A 20470-nucleotide genomic window follows, 5' to 3' on the forward strand; every position below is an offset into this window, starting at 1 on the left:
TCTGTTCTTCTACTTTCTTCTGTTCTTCTACTTTCTTTTGCCCTTCCGCTTCAATTGCAACATTTAATTGTTGCTGGAGAGCCTGGATCTGTTCATCAATAGCTTGCAAGCTAACTTCTTTCTCAATATAATCGCGCTTCTCTTTTATACTGCGAAAGCCTTCATTCACAAATAAAGCTACTTGCTGAATCGACTCATCTTTATTTCCCTTTAATTCTTCTTGTATTTGATTATAAGGAGTTTCTATTGCAGTATATACATTTTGTAAAGCTTCCTTCTCAGAAGTAATTTTCTCACGTCCTTGCTGCCATACTACAATTGCCTGTTCTATTTCTTCAATAGAAGTTGCTTTCAATTTCCCCTTCATTGTTCCATACTCATGCTCAATAAACTGTTTATGTTGCTCAGCTTGCTCTTTTAACGTATTAACTGTTTTCGGAAATATAATTGCTGTAGAAAGCGTCGCTTCTACTTTCGTTTCATGAATAAATGCCGCTTCTGTATGCGTCATGACTTGAGATCCTAAATAAAACGTAATAGAGCACACACACGGCAATATAAGCATCTTTTTTAAATTACGCGGTCTTTTCAGCATCTTAATCTCTCCCATCGAACAATGCGTTCTTTATACAGAACATTATCTTTATTATAATAAAGAACTATACAAAATGATAGCCATATGCTAGAAAAATAGAAAAAGGGCTATCCATGTGATAGCCCTTTTTTATTATTATCTTGCTTCACCTTCTGTTTGTTGTGCATCAAACGTCCAAGTTAAATTTAGTTTATCGCCTTGGAATTCATTTTGGTCTTTTTTATTATCAACAAACTCGAATTTCACTGCGAATTTATCAGACTTACCTGCAGAAATACCTTTTTCATCCCAGAACCAAGCAGATAAATCATTATCTACCGCTGTAAGTGTGTCACCCTTCAATTTATCTAGCGTTGTTTCTTTTACAATTGTTTCATGCTTATCTACATTCTTTAAGAATGTTACTTTAATATGTTTACCAAAATCATCTTTATTGTCGCCCTTCGCATCGCTTACTTTGTAATCTGTTTTTAGTAAAACTTTTTTAATATCTAAAGAGCCTTTATTTTCTAGTTTAAAATCTCTTTTAATTGTATCGCCAGGCTTTAAATTCGATACATCAACAACTGTCGATGGATTTGCCGCTAAATCAAGTGTACCAGCCGCAAATGTATTGTTTGACACTTCTTTGTCGCTAAAGAATGCAAATGTTCCTCCACCAACTAATGCTGCTCCTAGTACTGCTGATGCGATACCCATTCCTAATTTTTTCTTTAAAGTCATGTCCAAATCCCCCATAATATATATTTGTTAACTTCCTAATAGGAAGATATAACCAAACTAACTATACGGATTGTTCTACTTTTTTATCTTTCTTTTCTCCGTCGATGCTACGAATAGCGCCAAAAATAGAAATCGCGGAATAACCAAGTAAAAAGACTCCTGGAATAATAAGAAGTAATGCTGCTCCCGCTTTTGAACTCGCATAATTCAGTCCATAACCAACGTATGGAACTGTAATATCTGCATATTTTCCGATTACATTCTCTGCAAGTACTGGTGCTAAATCTGGTCCGTTGTTGTTATCCCCTTTTGTTTCATACATTACTTTTCCATTTGTATCTTTCACACCGATAATACGGTGAGTGATAATTTTGTCATCTTTCTCTTTAAACGTAATAACATCACCTTTTTGATATTTAGAACCATCTTTCGTTGGCTCTATCGCAATGATTGATCCTGTTAAAAATGTTGGTTCCATCGATCCTGAAAGAACGCTCTTAAATTGATATCCCATCACTGTTGGATCACCACCACTCGCTTTTGAAGAAATAACTACAAAAGCTAAACAAACCATTACCGCAAATAAAACAAATGAGATAACGTTGCTAATAATCTTCCAAACTAATTTCATCGTCTCTCTCCCTCTCCGTTGTTTTATATTATTTGAAATATGTAATATCCACTTTAGTTCTTTAACAAGAACACAAGTAAATAATATAACGAACAATACAGAAATGCAATAAGAAAATTTACAATTATTAGTTAAATTACTTTTAAAATGCATACAAAAAGACCGTGACAAAACCTCATCACAGTCTCCATACTAGCAATTTATTTTTCTTCTGATTTCATTCCTTGTTTATTTCGACGCAGCACTACATATAAAATGGCTCCAAATAATACAATCGCACCTATCCCAACACTTATCACTTTCACATTGGATTCCTTTACTTCAGGTGCAACTGTATCTTTTTTAGGCATCGCAAACGTAACATCTTCTTTTGAAAGAACATTAATAGTTGCAATTGTTTGATTGTTTTTCGTAATATCAACTGCACCAACTATCTCACCACGATGGATTCCTTTATGATACAAAGATTCTTTATCTAATGGAGCCGCTCGGAAAGTAGTTTTCACATTTTTCCCTTCATCCTTCTTTAGCATAAGCTCAGCACTTTTTTCCAATTCAGAATCAACATCTTTATTTAAATACGTTGTCTTTTGATGCCAACTATGTTTATCTAGTACCGTTTGCTTCGTAAATTGCCCAAAAGAATATTCCGCCATCTGCTTCAAATCTTCATAAATTTCAGGTCTTTGAGAAGCCATTACTACATTTATAATGCGATTCCCATCCTTCTCATTTAATAAAACGAGCGTATTGCGCGCTTCATTCGTAAACCCTGTCTTACCACCAATGCTATATGGATTTTCAAAATAAGTAGACTTATTAAAAATAGAAACTGTTTGCGTAGATGTCGTAACCGTCGTTCTTTTCGTATTCATCGCTTGTAAAATTTCAGGATACTTTTGCACACCTCTCGTAATCATGGCCATATCATATGGCGTCGTATAATGATTTGGATCATGCAATCCATTTGGCGTTACAAAATGGCTATCTTTAGCCCCTAATTGCTTCGCCTTTTCATTCATCATATTAGCGAAATTTTCAACACTTCCTCCAATACGCTCCGCAATCGCATACGACACATCATTCGCACTCAGCACCATTAAAATCATAAGTGCAGTATTTCTATTAATAGTCTCACCAGGTTGAAACTCAATTTGATAATTACTCTTCTCTTGATCTAACGCTAACTGTGAAAACGTAAATTGATCCTCTGGCTTCGTATGCTCCATCAGTAAAATCGCCGTTAACACCTTCGTCATACTAGCAGGGAACGCACGATGATGTGCATTTTTGTCGTACAACATATCTCCTGTTTTCGCATCAATCGTAGTCGCAAACTGACTAAAAACATTCGGTCCTTCGGCTGGTGGCGGTGCCACTTGCTCCGGATTTATTCCAACATTCGTCTCAGCATATAACGTCATAGGTGTCAAAAAAAATAAACAAATAACCATAATAAAAACCGAAATTTTCTTAAAATTTACCATATGACTCTCCCTTTTCACTTTACTTTCACATTCTATAAAATAACTCTACCAATCTATATGTAATTTGTATTAAATTGGAAGAATATTCACTATTTTTTACTATATCACACTTTTACGATAAGGAACATAAATATACAATAAAAAATAAGAAGGAATTACTCTTTCTTATCCTTCTCATCAATCAACGAATCTATTAACTTTTGACTAGCTTCCTCAGGCGTAATCTCATCCGTCATACCCATAAATGACCAACCTTTAGAATCGACCCACTCAACGAACTCTTGCAAAAACTCATCATGTGTCACATCCACATCAAGAATCGAACCATCAATCGAAATCGTTCTATTTTTAGACACACGCATCTTGAACGTTTTTCTTACCATTACAATAATTCTCCCTCTACTCCTGAATATTTATAAATATCTTGTACTTCTTTTATACATGATTTCTTGAAAATTGTAAAAAGGATATATTGGCCAATTTGCATATTAAAAATGAAAATCTCTTATTATATAACCCTCACACTACATTCATTTAGTCATAAATTACGGAATACATCCATATAAAAAAACAAACCAACTTACATTCTATCACACCAAATACACTTGACTTTAGTACAATGAAATGGAATATATTAGAAAACACCTTAAAATGAGGAGGAACTCCATGGCGCGTTGTACGTATTGTAAAACGAAGTGGAAAGTAAAAGATGTATGGTCGCTTCTCATAACATTTGAAAAAGATTGTCCGTATTGTTTTGGAAGGAAATATCTATCAAAGAAAACATTGAGTGCTATGCCAGAATTTATAAGCTTACCTTTACACTTCTTATTTCCTTTTCTTGTTGATTTAAGTGATAACAGTCCTTTGGATTGGTATCGGAAATCATAACACTTCAGCATTTTCTACTTATTAAATATAAAAACATACATACTAATATACCTCTGAAATAAACCTATTTTCTATTACACTACCTCTTTAAAAGATTACTATAAAAATATTGTAAAATTTCAGTCAATTATATATAATTGCTTTAGCATAATGATTAAAGATGCTGTTACATAAGCATTTATTGAAGATCCCGTAGCTCAGCAGGGAGAGCGCCACCTTGACAGGGTGGAGGTCGTGAGTTCGAGCCTCTCCGGGGTCATAAAAAAACACCATATCAACCTATTAGGTGATATGGTGTCTCTTTTTTCCAAGTCACTTCTTATAAAAACTAAAAACCTTGCCAGTTAATCACTTCCCACCAAACATCTTCTCCAAAGACTTCGCATTAGCAAATAACAATTCTTGTAGGTTGTCATCAGCAACGATTTTGTAGTCGCCATCTTTGTCTTTCTTTAAGTTCAATGTAACTTCGCGAGTTGCCATTGCTGCCTCTTTATCCGATAAATTTTTGATGATAGTTGATGTCATCGTTTTTTCTATTGCTTTTTCGGATTGCTCTTTGTCTTCGCTAAAGGCACTAGCGAAGGCCATTGGCATAACTTCTCCCATTGCTTTTGTTACAGCAATAGATAGATCAACAGATGTAACTTTCACTTTCACTTCTGCTTTGTCATCCTTTTTTGATACTTCTTCTAGCTTTTCAAATTTAAAGCTTTTCGTAATTGCGCTCAGCATTGCTTTTCCGTCAGCATCGTCTGTTTTTTCATTTAGTTTACTAAACTCTTTATCACTTTCAACAAATGTGCGAGCCTTTTCTAGGTCACCTTTTTGTATCGCTGTTAAAAATTCTTCAGCAGTATCTTTCGGGTTTGCACATCCTGCTAGAACACCAACTGTTAATCCTATTACCATCATTAGCAGCAATAATTTCTGTACCTTTTTCACGTTCATTCTCCTCTTATCTTTTCTAGTAAGTCATCACTATACAATAGTATGAAACTTACATTACAAACATTTTTTAGTATATCATTTATATGATTTGTTTTCTATTCTTTCCCAAAAGACAAAGAGCCTTGTAGTATTTCTACAAGGCCTTCTTTATAAAATAAAAACCAGCAACTTTAAGATTGCCGGTTTATCTCTTATTCATATTTGAAAAAACAATAATAATTACTCCAAGTACATAATGTCCTGCTACCATCCATATGCTCCGATCAAAAACCATAAGCGATAACCAAAGTGATATATTAGTAGCCGCAAATAATAGGTATGAAATGATATCTCTTTTTTGTAATGCCTCTCTATTCATCAAAATGTAAATGGCACCGATAGGAGGCAGAATAAAGCAAAGGAAAAAGACAAATGTTTTTCTTAACGACCATGGATATGAGGTTACTGTCTGCATATGAATCTCCTTTTCATTATAGTACTTGTTTTAACATCGGCCTTGCTACTCTATATTCTTCACTATGAGGTTCTTTTACGAGTATGGGGCGCCTTTCATCCTCTTCTTCTAAAATCATTTCAAATACTTCTGTTTTTTCTTGTAATATGTTGGATTCACTATCTTTAGTAGGCCGTTTGCTTGTTTCAATTTTCTTTGTTACTTCGCCAAGTTTTTGTCCGACTTCTTCTGCTTTGGCAGGTTCATTCGTAATGTAGTATTCCTGGCCCTCCCATACTAATATAGGTGGTACATGTTCTCGTTTGTTACATATTATATAAGTAATACTAGCTATAAGTAGTAGACATGTTAATAAAAAGAAGATAGCTTTTTTGTTCATATACTATTCTCCTTTCTATCATTTTATTGGATTATATAATAGGAAATATAGTTAGTAAATGGTTTTTATGGTGATTTTTAGTATTAATTTCAAATAGAAAAACCTTACTATAAAGTAAGGTTCCGTTTTTAAATTCTATAATGTTTTATTAATTAAAACGATCATTACGATAATCGCTATAAACATAACGACTAAACAGCCGATCATTTTATAAAATCCTCTTTTCGTTAACGTTCCGCCCTGAACGTCTTTACGAATAAATAGGAACACCGCTAAAAATAAAACAAGCCCCATGCCAAAAGCGTACATCATTTGCATATGTTAATCTTCCTTTCTCTCTTACATCTTAATATCTTTTCGATAAAACAACAAACGATATAAAGACTGTACTCATCGTAAGTGCCATTAATATGTTCAATAGTTCAACCGCAGATAGTGTAATTACTTTTAAGTTTAAGCCAATCGAGAAAAGAAGATAGTATGCTGTTAATGCAAAAAATGTCACGAACATTCCTTTATAACGAATGAGTTTCATTCGCTCATCTTTTTCTTTAAATTGCGGGTGTAAGTAACTTAGGCAGAAGCACATGATCATCATTGCAAGCAATGGATAAGTTATAGCCGGCGGTGCGGAATGTGTCATTACACCCGTTAGTACCATAAATCCACTCATAAACAGAAAAATAATTCCCATAATAACAAAGTACTTTTGCGAATAATTCATCTCTATTCCTCCTCTTCTTTTCCCTCATAAATAAATACATGTTCTATCGTTGTCTGAAATGTTTTTGCAATTTCAAATGCTAACGGAAGTGATGGATCATATTTCCCTTTTTCAATTGAAATGATGGTTTGTCTGGAAACCCCAAGTTTCTCAGCCAATTTTTCTTGAGATAGTCCAAATTTTTTTCGATATTCGACCATTTTATTTTCCAAGGAAATTTCTCCCTCCTTCCTTATACCGAGTATATATGTAAAGGAAACTTTACGTCAAGGTTCCTTTACATTCATTGTAATTATTTTTCACTCTATTTATATAGAAGAAACTTTTTCAAATTCAGCACGTCTATTTTGAAATGAAACATGGAACAATGTATATAGCCGTTACTATATCTCCTCCCCGCTTTTGTGAAAATTTAATATCTCCATATTTGTTTTATCCTTTTAAAATATTTCATTCTTCTCCTTATTGGGTGATGTGCGCTATTGTTTTTACGTTGTTTTTCGCCATATTTATAGAAACTAACGGTTTATGAAGCATTTTTTATGTATAGCCACTTTTTTTGTAGAAATCCTTCATTTTCCTTTCAATATTTAACACTATCGATATAAAGTTTATGGTAAATTCATAATTTTTTATTTTTTATACTATATTCCGTTGTATTGTTGTATAATATCAATGAAAGCGCTTATTATTTCAATATACATAATTCGAACTAAACTTTATCGAAACATTCCGACAGTTATACTTATATTTAAATGCAACAATTATAGTTATTAATGTAGGCATACCAAATATATCCACCCCATTTTTCTGTAAAATTACTTTATAACATGAAAGATTAACTTGGGTGATAAGTAATTGTGAATGTTTTTTTACAAAACAGATAAGTAATAGTGTTTGGTATTATGTAAATTATTGTAATAACATAAGAGTAAAGATAACATTTACATTAATTATTAGTTCATCAATTATTGAAAAAGAGCAAAATGCACCTTTTGTATAGGAAAAGGATTATATGCATTGGGAGGTTTAAACAAATGACGAGGAAGAATACAACGACAAACCCTTGGGCCAAGTTCCATGGTCCGAACCTTGGTTATGTTATTGAACAGTATGATCTTTACGTAACTGGAGCAGGTTCTGTTGATCCGGAATTACAAGAGCTTTTTGAAATTTTTGGAGCTCCTTCGTTTCAAGATGATGTCGTAACAGGGGACAACACAGCAACACATTTTTCTCCTCAAAACACAGGTAACATTGAAAAAATTCTTAAAGTCGTTCAACTTGTTGAACAGATTCGTTCTTTCGGGCATACGTTGGCTCACATCAACCCAATGGAAGATGCTGCAAACGGACAATCTCTTATCGAAAAAGCAATGAACGAACTGAGCGATGCTGATTTGAAAGCGATTCCAGCAAAAACAGTATGGCAAGATGCACCAGAGGGTATTCACACTGCACTTGATGTAATTCATAGATTAAAAGACGTTTATACAAAATCTTTAGCTTATGAATTCTCACATATACAAGATAGTGAAGAACGCGCGTGGTTGCATCAAATGGTGGAATCAAATTCATTGCGTCAACCATTATCAAATAAAAAACGAACTGCTCTTTTAAAACGTTTAACTGCTGTTGAAGGTTTCGAGCAATTCTTGCATAAAACATTCGTTGGTCAAAAACGTTTCTCAATAGAGGGCGTTGATATGCTTGTACCTGTACTAGATGAAATTGTTTCAGAAGGTGCTAAAGGCGGCGTTGAAGATGTCATGATTGGTATGGCTCACCGTGGTCGTCTAAGCGTACTCGCTCACGTATTAGAAAAGCCATATGGTCACATGTTTGCTGAGTTCAAACATGCAAAAATAGAAGGTGTAAAGACAAATGCTGGCTGGACTGGCGACGTAAAATACCATTTGGGTAGAGAACAAGTCGTTGGTAATGAAGAAGTTAGCACCCGTGTTACATTAGCAAATAATCCGAGTCATCTTGAGTTCGTTAACCCTGTTGTTGAAGGTTTCGCACGCGCAGCTCAAGAGAATCGTAAAAAATCTGGTCTTCCAGAACAAGATACTACAAAATCATTCGTAATTTTAGTTCATGGTGATGCTGCATTCCCTGGTCAAGGTGTTGTGTCTGAAACATTGAACTTAAGTAGATTGAATGCATACCAAACTGGCGGAACTATTCATGTTATCGCAAATAATGCAGTCGGCTTTACGACTGATAGCTATGATTCTCGTTCTACTAAATATTCAAGCGACCTTGCAAAAGGTTTCGATATTCCGATTGTTCACGTGAATGCTGATGATCCGGAAGCTTGTCTTGCTGCTGCAAACCTTGCGATCCAATATCGTACGCTGTTCAAAAAGGACTTCTTAATCGATTTAATCGGTTACCGCCGATATGGTCATAACGAAATGGATGATCCAGCAGTTACGCAACCACAAGTGTACAAAAAAATTAAAAACCACCCCACTGTAAGAGCAATTTATGCAGATCAATTACAATCTGCTGGCGTTCTGAATGCAGATGAGGTTGAAACAATTGCTCAGTTTATACAAGAGGAATTAAAGGCTGAATACGCACAAGTGCCACCAGCTGATACGAGTGCTGCAACAATTCACGTTAAAGTTCCAGAAGTTGTTGCAAAAGGAATTCAACCGATTGACACTGGTGTTTCAATTGACTCACTTCGTGCAATTAATGAAGGACTATTATCTTGGCCTGAAGGATTTAACGTATATCCAAAAGTGAAGAAAATTCTTGAGCGCCGTAAAGATGCTCTTGAAGAAAACGGTAAAATTGAATGGGCACTTGCTGAATCGTTAGCATTCGCTTCTATTTTACAAGAAGGTACGCCAATTCGTTTAACTGGTCAAGATTCACAGCGTGGTACATTTGCGCATCGTCATATCGTATTACACGATACTGATACAAACGAAACATATTCACCATTACATCGCTTACCGAACATTAACGCATCATTCTCTGTTCATAACAGTCCGTTATCAGAAGCTGCTGTTGTTGGTTACGAATATGGTTACAACGTATTTGCTCCAGAAACTCTTGTGATGTGGGAAGCGCAATATGGTGACTTCTCAAATACTGCGCAAGCATTATTTGATCAATATGTTTCAGCAGGAAGAGCGAAATGGGGTCAAAAATCAGGTCTAGTTCTTCTATTACCACACGGTTATGAAGGTCAAGGACCGGAGCATTCTAGTGCACGTCCAGAACGTTTCTTACAATTAGCTGCGGAAAACAACTGGACAGTTGCAAACTTAACGAGCGCGGCACAATACTTCCATATCTTGCGCCGTCAAGCATCTATCTTAGGAACAGAGGCTGTTCGACCATTAGTAATTATGACGCCGAAAAGCTTATTACGTCACCCACTTACACTTTCTACAGGTAGTGAGTTAAGTGAAGGACGTTTCCAACCTGCTTTAGAACAAGGAAACCTTGGTGCAAAACCAAACAAAGTAAAACGCCTTGTTTTAAGTACAGGTAAAATGGCAATTGACTTAGCAGCAGAAATCGAAAGTGGTAAGCATGAGTACAACTTAGATGAAGTTCATATGGTTCGTATCGAGCAGTTGTACCCATTCCCTGCTGAAAAAGTTCAATCTATTATTAAACGCTTTAAAAACTTAGAAGAAATCATTTGGGTTCAAGAAGAACCTCGTAATATGGGCGCATGGCATTACATGGCTCCAATTCTGTTCGAACTAGCTGGGGATAAAGTGAAAACAGGCTACATTGGACGCCCGGATCGTTCTAGCCCATCTGGTGGCGATCCATTCGCTCACAAAGCTGAGCAAGAATTAATCGTTGCACACGCTTTAGATGTGAAGTACAACTTCCGTCAAGATAAACAAGAAATTGAAGTTTTTAGCAACTGAAAGTAACAATGATTTTTTCAGGCTCGGCTGTGGCAGATAGTCTCCCACAGCCGGGCTAACAAATGGAGATTACCGAAGATTAAAGAAGACAAAACACACCGTTAGGCAAATAAGGGGAGGACATTTAAAATGATCGAAATTAAAGTACCTGAGCTTGCAGAATCTATTTCAGAAGGAACTATTTCACAATGGCTTATCAACGTAGGCGACAAAGTTGAGAAAGGTGGCAGCGTTGTTGAGCTTGAGACTGACAAAGTCAATGTAGAAATCATTGCAGAAGATTCAGGTATTGTATCGAAGTTACTAGGCGAACCTGGAGATACAGTTGAAGTTGGCGCTACTATCGCAATTTTAGACGCAAACGGTGCAGCAGTTGCAGTAAGTACACCTGCTCCAGCTAATGAGCAACCAAAACAAGAAACTACTGAAGCACCGAAAGCAGCAGCTCCAAGTGCTGAACAAAATAAAACATTGCAAGGTTTACCAAATACAAATCGTCCTATCGCATCACCAGCTGCTCGCAAAATGGCTCGTGAATTAGGAATCGACTTAAACGACGTACGTAGTACAGATCTACTTGGACGTGTGAGACCACATGATGTACAAGCTCACGCTGCAGCTCCAAAAGAAACACCAGCTGCTCCAAAACAAAGTCCGGCTCCAGTTGCAAAAACTGAATTCGAAAAACCAGTTGAGCGTGTGAAAATGTCCCGCCGCCGTCAAACAATTGCAAAACGTCTTGTAGAAGTTCAACAAACATCTGCAATGTTAACTACATTTAACGAAGTTGATATGAGTGCAATCATGGAATTACGTAAAGAACGCAAAGATGCTTTCGAGAAAAAACATGATGTACGTCTTGGCTTTATGTCATTCTTCACAAAAGCAGTTGTTGCAGCATTAAAACAATTCCCATTATTAAATGCTGAAATTCAAGGCGACGAGCTTATCATTAAAAAATTCTATGATATCGGTATTGCAGTAGCAGCTCCAGATGGATTAGTTGTTCCAGTTGTACGCGATGCTAACCAATTGAACTTCGCTGAAATTGAAAGCGAGATTCGTAATTTAGGTCTGAAAGCACGCGATAATAAACTTTCATTAAAAGAGCTACAAGGTGGTACATTTACGATCACAAATGGTGGCGTGTTCGGTTCTCTAATGTCAACACCAATCCTAAATAGTCCACAAGTAGGTATTCTAGGAATGCATAAAATCCAAGTACGTCCAGTTGCGATCGATAACGAGCGTATGGAAAACCGCCCAATGATGTACCTTGCACTATCTTACGATCACCGTATTGTTGATGGTAAAGAAGCAGTTAGCTTCCTTGTTGCTGTTAAAGATATGCTTGAAGATCCAAAATCATTATTATTAGAAGGTTGATAGATTATTAATCTATTAAAGGCTGTAGAATGTTTCATTCTACAGCCTTTTTTTATTGTATTCATACGGGACACATCACACTACATAGACTAATAATGTATGTCTAAAACGTAAGGGGGATAAAAATGAGTAACCTTCCAGTTCATGCAAAACTTAAAGCAAATAAGGATACTTTCTTCCTCCCCGATTCAAACGGGGGTGTTTACTTTCGAAATAACTCCAGTTCATTCCGTATGGATGGTGATGGAATTTATGACTGGATTGAGAAATTAATGCCTATGTTTAACGGTAATCATTCTTTGACAGAAATAACCGATGGTCTCCCTCTCCCCTATCAAAATCGAGTATTTGAAATTGGAGAGATTTTATATGAAAATGGTTTCGTTCGTGATGTAAGCCAAGATGCTCCCCACGAATTAAACAGTGCATTACTCGACAGATACGCTTCGCAAATTGAGTTTTTAGAAGCTGATTCCCATTCAGGCGCTTTAAAATTCGAAACGTACCGCGCAGCAAATGTGCTTATAATTGGTTCTGGCGATATGCTTACTTCCCTAGTTTCTTCTTTATTAGAATCTGGTTTACCTACATTTCATTATCTTGTTACAGATCGTGCTGAAACAAACTACGATCGAATTCATGAACTAAGCGAACGTGCATATGCAAATGATGACAATGTACTTATTCAAGAAATAGATATTGCAATTGATCGCCCTTTGCATGAAGTATTCGAGCCTTTCGACTGGATTTTATACGTTTCCCAAAATGGAGATATTGAAAGTTTAAGAGCAATCCATACTATTTGTAGAGAGTTTAGGAAAAATTTCATACCAGCTATTTGCTTATCAAGAATTGGTTTAGCTGGACCCGTCGTAACCGCAGACCGTGAAGAATGCTGGGAATCAGCTTGGCATCGTCTACACGAAACTACTTTACAAAGTGAAGATCCACCTGAACCTTTCTCACCAATTGCATCTGCAATGTTAGCAAATATTATCGTTTTTGAGTTATTTAAACATGTCGCTGAAGGTTCACACAGGCAGCATAATCCTCAATTCTTTTTATTAAACTTGGAAACACTTGAAGGAAAGTGGCACCCTTTCATAAAACATCTTCTCGCAACCGATGAAATCTTTACAATTGACACAGTGCAAAATCTTCAAGAAAACCTTGCCCATCGTTCCGGACAATATACTTCAACTGAACTTTTTCGTTTTTTTGATACGTTAACTTCTAAAGAAGCTGGCATATTCCACATGTGGGATGAACAAGATTTACACCAATTGCCTTTATCACAGTGCTATATTCAAGTTGCAAACCCATTATCAGATGGACCTACCTCTCCCCTTCCTACTATAACTTGCGGTGGATTAACTCATAATGAAGCACGCCGCGAAGCTGGTTTAACAGGAGTTGAAACATATGTAGCTGAAATGATTCATCGTCTTATCCCCGAACATACTGATATCGGTATTGGTGCTGGGGAAACGATGACAGAAGGTGTATACCGAGCACTACAAAAACATTTAAATAATAAGTTATGTGAACGCCAATCACATATGCTAGAAGAGATTACAGAGCTTGATTTAACCGCAATTCATGATAAACATTGTAGGTTTTATTACGATGCTCTCTCTACAATTCATGAAATATCTAAAGTAGGAATGAGTGAGGAGTTACTTGGTTTTCCTGTCGTTTGGATCGGTATAAATGATAGATGGTATGGTGCGGCAAATATTAATATAACACTCGCGTTAAGAAATGCTCTGCAACAAGCACTCCTTCATATTCAAAATGAAGAGATTCCTTATAAAGCTAATATGTTACCGGAATCATCCATTGTTTTATATAGTACGGATTCTGTTAGAGTAGCAATACAAGAAGAGGAAGAAATTCCAGGCGTACAGTCTTTACAAGTTGCCTTGCAAAATTTAGCGGAAAACAACTTGTATCCATTCGTTTTTGATTTAGCTATTGAGTCATTTTTAAGAGACAACTTAGACGGTGTATATGGGGTATTAATTGCAAAGGAGGATGACCAATGACTCAAAACATATTACTTATAGGAGATGGCCTACTCACAGACTATGTACATGAGCAATTGTATAAGCAATATTCACTCATCCGCCAGCATACCATTCCAGAAATTCTCCCTGAAAACATTCATCTTGCTCTCGTCTTACATGACGGGTCTCCTTCTTCCGTACATCATGATGCTGAGCTTATCTTTCGCTCAAATAATATTCCATGGCTTCGCGCGTTTACTTCGTTTGGTGAAGGTATTATCGGTCCTTACGTTCAGCCTCTTACAACTGGATGTTCCCACTGCGCTGATGGACGCCGGTTTATAGCTGGATTTGATCAAAAAGAAATGTGGGAACTACAACGGAAATATGCATTAAAAGCAGAGAACGTGACGAGGCGTGATGTACGCGCCACCCAAAATGGAATGTTACAAATGTGCCAGCTCATTCATGCTGAAACAGAGAAGATATTAACTAACAAACATTCTTCTATAAACAATGAACTCATTTTACTGGACTTACAAACGTTACAATGTACCCGGCATTCGTTTCTTCCAGACCCTCTCTGTCCGGTATGCAGCAATTTGTCTGACGATACAGCAGATGCAGCGCAAATTTCTTTACAACCAAGTTTGAAAACGAGTACTGAAACGTATCGCTGCCGTTCTATTCATGAGCTAAACACATTTTTAACGAGAGACTATTTAGATTACCGGACTGGTATTTTAAACGGCCAAATGCAACATTCTTTATTACCGTTTTCTGATGTTATTATAAACATGCCATTAATGTTCGGCAATGAAGGTGTCGCGGGCCGAACTCATTCATTCGCGCTTAGTGAATCAACTGCTATTTTAGAAGGTTTAGAAAGATATTGCGGTATGTCGCCTCGCGGGAAAAAGTCAAATGTGCATGGTAGTTTTCATGAGCTAGAGCATATTGCACTGAACCCCCACACACTCGGCGTACATACAAATGAACATTACAATCGTGATAGTTTTCCATTTAAGCCATTTGATCCTGATTATGAGCAAAACTGGGTATGGGGATACTCTTTATCACAAAGACAGCCACTTTTAGTTCCAGAATCAATCGCTTATTATAGCCTTGGTCAACGAGATGCTTTCGTATATGAAACATCAAATGGATGTGCAATTGGTGGTAGTTTAGAAGAAGCAATTTTTCACGGCATTTTAGAAATTGTAGAGCGTGACGCCTTTTTGCTCACTTGGTATGCCGAATTACCTCTTCCCCGCCTTGATCTCAGTTCAGCAAATGATACAGAATTACAATTAATGATCCAGCGGTTACACACGATTACCGGGTATGAATTACATGCTTTTAATGCAACGATGGAACACGGCATCCCGAGCCTATGGGTCATTGCAAAAAATACGCGTGAAAATGGAATGAACGTTGTTTGTGCAGGAGGCTCTCATTTAGACCCAATCCGCGCTCTAAAGAGTGCAATTCACGAAATAGCAGGCATGTTACTTATAGCAGACGAAGAGCTCGATCAAAAAAGAGAGTATTACGAAAACTGCTTACAAGATCCCTACCTCGTTAATAAAATGGAAGATCATAGTATGCTGTACGGATTGAAAGAAGCGGAAGAACGTCTTCACTTCCTTTTACGTGAAGATGCTCCGGTGCAAACGTTCCAAGAAATGAATGCATTACAATCATTTGATATGGATTTAACATCTGATCTTCATCAACTTTTAAACCGGCTACATCAATCTAGACTTGAAGTAATCGTTGTAGATCAAACGGTCCGCCTTATAGAAAAGAACGGCTTACATTGTGTAAAAGTCATTATTCCAGGCATGTTACCGATGACGTTCGGTCACCATCTCACTCGGGTTACAGGACTGGATAGAGTCTATACCGTACCGATGACACTTGGATATAGAGCTGAGCCTTTAACGAATGAAAAGTTAAATCCACACCCGCATCCGTTTCCATAATTCATAGCGAGGGGGAAATTTGATGCAACTGGATACTTTTTTACATCATCTCCATTTTTCTATTAATGAAATTATGTCGTCTGATAAAGAGATTGATTGGGAAGACGCACCACTTCCTTATAAATTATATCGAAATTTACCAGTCATCCCTCTCTCTTTAGAAATCCCATTAACTTTGCGGAGTTCTTCTACTAAACCTAACTTAGAGGAAATCGGTCATTATCTTTGGTACTCATTTGGTTTAACACAATTCTGTCAGCCTACTACTAACCTAGAAAATAATAAAACAACGACTCTATTTCGAAGATTCATCCCTTCTGGAGGCGCTTTATATCCAAATGAATTATATATGTATTTAAAAATTGATCATTATCCAGATGGCATTTACCATTACGACGCCGCACATCACCGTCTTATCTTACTTCACGAAGGAAATTTCGATTCTTATCTTACAGAAGCACTCGGCAATCGTTGCAACATACATTCTTGTTTTGGTGCTGCATTCGTATCCACTATGTTTTGGAAAAACTTCTTTAAATACAATAACTTTTCGTATCGTCTGCAAGGATTAGATAGCGGTGTGCTCATCGGTCAATTACTTGAATGTGCAAAACAATTCGGTTATACAAATGGTTTATATTTTCAGTTTCTAGACCGGGCAATGAATCATTTACTTGGACTGTCTGAAGGTGAAGAAAGTGTGTATGCTGTTATTCCTTTAAGTACAGAACCGAATACAGATTGGTTTCACAACGATCATCGTGAAAATAAAACAGTTACTTCTCATAACTTACTGCAGCAACTCCCGCCATTAGCACATGAGCATTTCATTCGTTCAAAACATGTAGATGACTATCCGATGATAAAAAGAATAAACGCGGCATCTATGATCGAATCCACCGAATACTTTCAAACGTTAACTCAAAAAGACCGACAACAATATAGTGCACACGCTGTGCAGCTACCTAAAGTGGAACGTTTATCCTATGATTTTTTACAACTTTGTAAAAAACGATATTCACCTGATTCTGACTTCATTTTAACGAAATGGGATGCAGCCGAGCTCGCTACTTTACTACAAGAAGCGAGCCTCTCCTTCCCTTATTACAACGACCTTGATGGCAAACATTTAAATAAAAACGCACGAGTCTCACTGTATGGATGTTTTTATAACGTAAAAGACATAGAAAACGGCGCTTACGCTTATAACAGTAGGACACATTCCATACAGCCAATACGGCATGGAGACCTTCGTTATCCGCTTCAATCTAGTATGACGATGGATAACGTCAATCTTTTTCAAGTACCACTTTGTCTACATGTAATCGGAAATAAAGATTACTATAAAAGTAAATTAGGTTATAGAGGATACCGCATTCATCAAATGGAAGCTGGCATGCTCGTTCATAGACTCGTTTTAGCTGCGACCGCTATGGGGATGGGTGGGCATCCGTTACTAAGTTTTGATACAAATTCATGCGATCAATTGTACGGGATTGATGCCGGAAATGAAACTTCACTCATTCAAATTCCGGTTGGGGCGTATCGGGCTCGGAATTGGCTAAAAGGGTCTTTGCATAATTAGAAGCACGCCGGTAGACGGCGTGCTTTTTTTAGAGGTGTTAAATTATTAAAAGCGAAATGAGTATATATTCTTACATAAAAGGAGCGTTTAAATTGGGCATTTTACAACAATTAATCGAGCAAGCGAAAAATCCTCGTGGGACAATTGGTTCCTCTATGCTTTGCATTATGAATGCTGCGCATACGAGACTAACAAATTGGGCTTTACAAAAAATACATATACGTGAAGATGCAGTTATTTTAGATATCGGTTGCGGAAGTGGGAAAACAATACATAGCCTTTCAAGAGTAACTCCCCACGGAAAAATATACGGCATTGACTATTCAGAACAGGCTGTTGAAAACTCAAAGAAAACCAATACGAAGGATGTAGAAACAGAAAAAGTAATCATTCATCAGGCAAACGTTTCCTCGATTCCATACACTACAAACTTCTTCGATCTCATTACTGCCTTTCAAACTCATTACTTTTGGCCTGATGTTGAACACGATATAAAAGAAGTATTTCGCGTCTTAAAACCGAATGGATCCTTTTTATTAGTGGCTGAAACTTTCAAAGTTCAATATCATATGGATAAATTTAAGACGACAGAAGAATTAGTAAACCTTTTTTATAAGACGGGATTTACAAGCGTGAAATGTTACGAAGAAAGAGGGTGCCTTTGCGTAATAGGAAATAAATAAAAAGCAGACCTTTCAAGGCCTGCTTTTTCACTAGATTAATTTAAAGATACTCTTAATTTGTCTTGCAAATAACCAATTTTTCGTACCGTAGTTATCATTCAGACTATCTAAACTGATAGATTGTCCGTTAGCAAACTTTAATTCTAACGTTGTATTTTTATCATTTGTTTTTAAGTTACTATTTGTAATATCATCATACTTTAATTTTCCAATCTCAATATACTCTTCCTTCTCTTCTCCGATAACGACGTGATCTTGGAAGAAGAACAATACTTCTACTTTCTTACCGAAACAAAATACGTTTTTCGTATAAATTAATGTCGCGTTATCAAGTCCGACACAGACTTCTTTCATCTCTTCAACGACGTTTCCTAAGTCTTCTTCGTTTCTTGCATTTGATTCAGCAATCCATTCTTCGATTGTATTCATGTTAATTGCCATACTGTGCCCCCTGGTTCGTTCATTACTTTATTAAAAAATAAATACTATATGACAATATAAGCGATACGTACTATGTTTTCAAGGGTGAACGGTATATTCGAAATAAAGTGAAACTTTATTTCTTCCCCTTTAACAAAAAAATAGCACTAAAAAAGTGCTATTCCGCTCGCCTTGCTGCTTGTTGAATTGGATCCCAAACGCTGTTATATGGTGGTGCGTAACTTAAATCAACATCTTCTAAATCGTGAATGCTCATTTTATTGAAAAGTGCCATTGCGATAACATCAATACGTTTATCTACGCCCTCTTCTCCCATTACTTGACCGCCTAATAATTGTTTCGTATCGGCGTGATATAGTAATTTCAAGTGAAGTGGCGAAGCACTCGGGTAATAGCCCGCCATATTTGTTGAGTCTACTTTGACCGTCTTATACGGGATATTTAGCCCTTTCGCTTCTTTTTCATTTAAGCCTGTTCTTGCAAGCGTCAGATTCATAAATTTAATAATGCCTGTACCTAACGTACCTTTAAACGCTCTTCGTTTATCAACCATATTGAGTCCAGCAAGTCGCCCTTGTTTATTTGCGGTCGTTCCGAGCGGGATATGGTCATGCATTTCCTTTATTACATGGTAATGCGTTGCACAATCCCCTGCTGCATATACGTCTTGTACATTCGTTTGCATATAAGCATTTACTTCAATTGCACCTTTAGGATTTTTACGTATATTTGTCCCTTCAAGAAAATCAGTATTTGACTGTACACCGACAGATACTAAAACAAGATCTGTTTTATACGTACCTTTATCTGTTTCAATTTGTTCGACTCTTTCTTTTCCTTTAAAAGCTTTTACATTTTCATTTGTTAAAATTTCAATACTATGTTTATCTGCTTCTTTATGTATGTATTCCGCCATATCGGCATCATAAATTGTGCCAATGTGATCGTTTCGCTCAATCATTCTTACTTTCTTACCAAGTTCGACGAATGTTTCTGCCATCTCTAGACCAATCGCACCACCGCCAATAATCGTTACGTGCTCAACGCTATTTGTTTGTAATGTGTCTACTATACGCTCAGCATCCGGAATTGTTTTTAAAAGATGAACACCTTGTAAATCTTTACCTTCCCAATCCGGCATAACAGGGCGTACACCAGTCGCAATTAATAAACGGTCATATGAAAATTCAAATACATCTTTCGTCTTCGTATGTACTGCATATACAATTTTCTTTTCTGTATCTACTTTCGTTACTTCATGACGCACTTTCGCATCAATTCCATATTTATCACTAAACGTTTTTACATCGCGTGCAATTAACTTTTCAGTAGAGGCGATAACACCACTAATCACATACGGTAATCCGCACTGAGCGTATGAATAGATTTCACCTTTTTCTAACGTTACAACATTTGCAGTTTCATCGTTTCTAACAATTTGCATTGCTGCACTCATACCAGCGGCATCTCCGCCAATAATGACATAGTTCACTTTACCACTCCTTCTTTTTTACATACTCTTTACGATTTCCATATTTTATAAAAATAACACCTACTTCCATTGTAAAGAAAGAGAATTTAATCTACAAATTTGGTGCACAAGACTATGTGTTACTAGGTATCCGTCGTGTCTTATAAACAAGA

The 20470-nt window shown here is 36.6% G+C and carries 20 protein-coding genes and 1 tRNA gene; 8 read left to right on the top strand and 13 right to left on the bottom strand.

What is annotated here, in order from left to right; genetic code table 11:
* The 5 genes from V7038_RS00220 to V7038_RS00240 form a co-directional block, all read right to left on the bottom strand.
* A partial coding sequence (locus tag V7038_RS00220) for a DUF4047 domain-containing protein (protein WP_335468675.1) occupies positions 1–610 on the bottom strand: 610 nt, incomplete at its 3' end.
* Positions 611–730: 120 nt separating this feature from the next.
* Positions 731–1318: a CalY family protein gene (locus tag V7038_RS00225; RefSeq protein WP_002201286.1), complete on the bottom strand. Its 588-nt coding sequence runs from the start codon at positions 1316–1318 to the stop codon at positions 731–733.
* A 61-nt stretch (positions 1319–1379) separates the two neighbouring features.
* Positions 1380–1949: a signal peptidase I SipW gene (sipW, locus tag V7038_RS00230; protein ID WP_002201287.1), complete on the bottom strand. Its 570-nt coding sequence runs from the start codon at positions 1947–1949 to the stop codon at positions 1380–1382.
* 200 nt (positions 1950–2149) lie between these two features.
* On the bottom strand, positions 2150–3436 hold the full coding sequence (locus V7038_RS00235; RefSeq protein ID WP_002202720.1) for a D-alanyl-D-alanine carboxypeptidase family protein: 1287 nt from the start codon (positions 3434–3436) through the stop codon (positions 2150–2152).
* A gap of 155 nt (positions 3437–3591) precedes the next feature.
* Positions 3592–3819, bottom strand: coding sequence for a hypothetical protein (locus V7038_RS00240; RefSeq protein ID WP_002202721.1), 228 nt, complete (start codon positions 3817–3819; stop codon positions 3592–3594).
* A 283-nt stretch (positions 3820–4102) separates the two neighbouring features.
* Between V7038_RS00240 and V7038_RS00245 the strand changes: the two genes are divergently transcribed.
* A complete protein-coding gene (locus V7038_RS00245) occupies positions 4103–4327 on the top strand; it encodes a hypothetical protein (protein WP_335468678.1) in 225 nt (74 codons plus the stop codon).
* Positions 4328–4513: 186 nt separating this feature from the next.
* A tRNA-Val gene (locus V7038_RS00250) sits at positions 4514–4586 on the top strand.
* Between the two features lie 89 nt (positions 4587–4675).
* Here V7038_RS00250 and V7038_RS00255 read toward each other — a convergent pair.
* The 6 genes from V7038_RS00255 to V7038_RS00280 all read right to left on the bottom strand — a co-directional run bounded on the left by V7038_RS00255 (position 4676) and on the right by V7038_RS00280 (position 7047).
* Positions 4676–5272 carry a hypothetical protein gene (locus V7038_RS00255; RefSeq protein ID WP_002201322.1) on the bottom strand — a complete coding sequence of 199 codons (597 nt, stop codon included), beginning with the start codon at positions 5270–5272 and terminating at the stop codon, positions 4676–4678.
* Positions 5273–5462: 190 nt separating this feature from the next.
* The gene (locus V7038_RS00260) at positions 5463–5732 is read right to left on the bottom strand and encodes a hypothetical protein (protein ID WP_002201323.1); all 270 of its coding nucleotides are present in this window, start codon (positions 5730–5732) and stop codon (positions 5463–5465) included.
* Between the two features lie 16 nt (positions 5733–5748).
* Entirely contained in the window at positions 5749–6111 is a 363-nt protein-coding gene (locus tag V7038_RS00265; protein ID WP_002202724.1) for a hypothetical protein, read from the bottom strand.
* 135 nt (positions 6112–6246) lie between these two features.
* A complete protein-coding gene (locus tag V7038_RS00270; RefSeq protein WP_002011459.1) occupies positions 6247–6429 on the bottom strand; it encodes a DUF3976 domain-containing protein in 183 nt (60 codons plus the stop codon).
* 28 nt (positions 6430–6457) lie between these two features.
* Positions 6458–6835, bottom strand: coding sequence for a hypothetical protein (locus tag V7038_RS00275; protein WP_002202725.1), 378 nt, complete (start codon positions 6833–6835; stop codon positions 6458–6460).
* A gap of 2 nt (positions 6836–6837) precedes the next feature.
* Positions 6838–7047 carry a helix-turn-helix transcriptional regulator gene (locus V7038_RS00280; RefSeq protein ID WP_002202726.1) on the bottom strand — a complete coding sequence of 70 codons (210 nt, stop codon included), beginning with the start codon at positions 7045–7047 and terminating at the stop codon, positions 6838–6840.
* Positions 7048–7872: 825 nt separating this feature from the next.
* Here V7038_RS00280 and odhA point away from each other — a divergent pair.
* The 6 genes from odhA (at position 7873) to V7038_RS00310 (ending at position 18385) form a co-directional block, all read left to right on the top strand.
* Positions 7873–10740, top strand: coding sequence for a 2-oxoglutarate dehydrogenase E1 component (gene odhA / locus V7038_RS00285; RefSeq protein ID WP_070138958.1), 2868 nt, complete (start codon positions 7873–7875; stop codon positions 10738–10740).
* A 129-nt stretch (positions 10741–10869) separates the two neighbouring features.
* On the top strand, positions 10870–12126 hold the full coding sequence (odhB, locus tag V7038_RS00290; RefSeq protein ID WP_335468682.1) for a 2-oxoglutarate dehydrogenase complex dihydrolipoyllysine-residue succinyltransferase: 1257 nt from the start codon (positions 10870–10872) through the stop codon (positions 12124–12126).
* Between the two features lie 125 nt (positions 12127–12251).
* Complete coding sequence (locus tag V7038_RS00295) at positions 12252–14171, top strand: putative thiazole-containing bacteriocin maturation protein (RefSeq protein ID WP_335468684.1); 1920 nt, start codon at positions 12252–12254, stop codon at positions 14169–14171.
* Positions 14168–16117 (top strand): TOMM precursor leader peptide-binding protein, encoded by a 1950-nt coding sequence (locus V7038_RS00300; protein WP_070128133.1) that lies wholly within the window; start codon positions 14168–14170, stop codon positions 16115–16117. Before V7038_RS00295 ends, V7038_RS00300 begins: the two co-directional genes overlap by 4 nt.
* A 22-nt stretch (positions 16118–16139) precedes the next feature.
* On the top strand, positions 16140–17702 hold the full coding sequence (locus V7038_RS00305; protein WP_335468687.1) for a SagB family peptide dehydrogenase: 1563 nt from the start codon (positions 16140–16142) through the stop codon (positions 17700–17702).
* Between the two features lie 92 nt (positions 17703–17794).
* Positions 17795–18385 (top strand): class I SAM-dependent methyltransferase, encoded by a 591-nt coding sequence (locus V7038_RS00310; RefSeq protein ID WP_070138953.1) that lies wholly within the window; start codon positions 17795–17797, stop codon positions 18383–18385.
* Between the two features lie 30 nt (positions 18386–18415).
* On the opposite strand, the gene V7038_RS00315 is transcribed toward V7038_RS00310, so the two are convergent.
* Both V7038_RS00315 and V7038_RS00320 read right to left on the bottom strand, forming a co-directional pair.
* Positions 18416–18826: a DUF3908 family protein gene (locus V7038_RS00315; protein ID WP_002158830.1), complete on the bottom strand. Its 411-nt coding sequence runs from the start codon at positions 18824–18826 to the stop codon at positions 18416–18418.
* 157 nt (positions 18827–18983) lie between these two features.
* Positions 18984–20318, bottom strand: coding sequence for an FAD-dependent oxidoreductase (locus V7038_RS00320; RefSeq protein ID WP_335468691.1), 1335 nt, complete (start codon positions 20316–20318; stop codon positions 18984–18986).
* Positions 20319–20470 lie beyond the last annotated feature (152 nt).

Origin of the sequence: Bacillus sp. JJ783 (genome assembly GCF_036963225.1) — a bacterium.
In the GTDB taxonomy this organism is placed as follows: domain Bacteria; phylum Bacillota; class Bacilli; order Bacillales; family Bacillaceae_G; genus Bacillus_A; species Bacillus_A cereus_U.

What these genes read in the sequence shown, in the direction of transcription:
- V7038_RS00225 (WP_002201286.1), bottom strand. Translation starts at nt 1,318, where the DNA reads ATGACTTTAAAGAAAAAATTAGGAATGGGTATCGCATCAGCAGTACTA.
- sipW (WP_002201287.1), bottom strand. Translation starts at nt 1,949, where the DNA reads ATGAAATTAGTTTGGAAGATTATTAGCAACGTTATCTCATTTGTTTTA.
- V7038_RS00235 (WP_002202720.1), bottom strand. Translation starts at nt 3,436, where the DNA reads ATGGTAAATTTTAAGAAAATTTCGGTTTTTATTATGGTTATTTGTTTA.
- V7038_RS00240 (WP_002202721.1), bottom strand. Translation starts at nt 3,819, where the DNA reads ATGGTAAGAAAAACGTTCAAGATGCGTGTGTCTAAAAATAGAACGATT.
- V7038_RS00245 (WP_335468678.1), top strand. Translation starts at nt 4,103, where the DNA reads ATGGCGCGTTGTACGTATTGTAAAACGAAGTGGAAAGTAAAAGATGTA.
- V7038_RS00260 (WP_002201323.1), bottom strand. Translation starts at nt 5,732, where the DNA reads ATGCAGACAGTAACCTCATATCCATGGTCGTTAAGAAAAACATTTGTC.
- V7038_RS00265 (WP_002202724.1), bottom strand. Translation starts at nt 6,111, where the DNA reads ATGAACAAAAAAGCTATCTTCTTTTTATTAACATGTCTACTACTTATA.
- V7038_RS00270 (WP_002011459.1), bottom strand. Translation starts at nt 6,429, where the DNA reads ATGCAAATGATGTACGCTTTTGGCATGGGGCTTGTTTTATTTTTAGCG.
- V7038_RS00275 (WP_002202725.1), bottom strand. Translation starts at nt 6,835, where the DNA reads ATGAATTATTCGCAAAAGTACTTTGTTATTATGGGAATTATTTTTCTG.
- odhA (WP_070138958.1), top strand. Translation starts at nt 7,873, where the DNA reads ATGACGAGGAAGAATACAACGACAAACCCTTGGGCCAAGTTCCATGGT.
- odhB (WP_335468682.1), top strand. Translation starts at nt 10,870, where the DNA reads ATGATCGAAATTAAAGTACCTGAGCTTGCAGAATCTATTTCAGAAGGA.
- V7038_RS00295 (WP_335468684.1), top strand. Translation starts at nt 12,252, where the DNA reads ATGAGTAACCTTCCAGTTCATGCAAAACTTAAAGCAAATAAGGATACT.
- V7038_RS00300 (WP_070128133.1), top strand. Translation starts at nt 14,168, where the DNA reads ATGACTCAAAACATATTACTTATAGGAGATGGCCTACTCACAGACTAT.
- V7038_RS00305 (WP_335468687.1), top strand. Translation starts at nt 16,140, where the DNA reads ATGCAACTGGATACTTTTTTACATCATCTCCATTTTTCTATTAATGAA.
- V7038_RS00315 (WP_002158830.1), bottom strand. Translation starts at nt 18,826, where the DNA reads ATGGCAATTAACATGAATACAATCGAAGAATGGATTGCTGAATCAAAT.